This is a genomic window from Oleiphilus sp. HI0080 (genome assembly GCF_001635135.1).
Genome location: NZ_LWFU01000789.1, coordinates 1 through 426 on the forward strand (window position 1 = coordinate 1; position 426 = coordinate 426).

Annotated in this window: 1 protein-coding gene; it reads left to right on the forward strand. The window is 46.4% G+C overall.

Annotated elements, in window-relative coordinates:
- Window positions 1–426: BamA/TamA family outer membrane protein (locus tag A3751_RS16245; RefSeq protein WP_156492545.1), on the forward strand; the 426-nt coding region annotated here is incomplete at both ends.

Consider the following 426-nt stretch of genomic DNA (forward strand, 5'->3'; position numbering starts at 1 on the left):
GCGAAGTACATTAAATCGCGGAATGTTTCCGACTGCTGGTTGGCGTCAGGGGCTTTCTGGTGAGATCACGGTTCCCGCAAGCGATCTGTCGTTTTATAAGCTTCGGTACAATTCGAATTTCTATGTGCCATTAAGTGAATCCCATGAGTTTGTGTTTCGTCTTCGTAATGAGTGGGCTTATGGCGGAGCATACGGAGATACAGGCGAACTGCCTTTTTACGAGCATTATTATGCTGGTGGCATAAACTCTGTGCGCGGCTATGAAAACAATTCGCTTGGTCCCAGAACAACAGAGCAGGCTGCGTTTGCCTCTTCTGACCCATTTGGTGGTAATTTGTTGTTCGAAAATAGCGCTGAGATCATTTTTCCTCTGCCNTTCATTAAAGACCAAAGCTCGATGCGTATGGCATATTTCGTTGATACCGG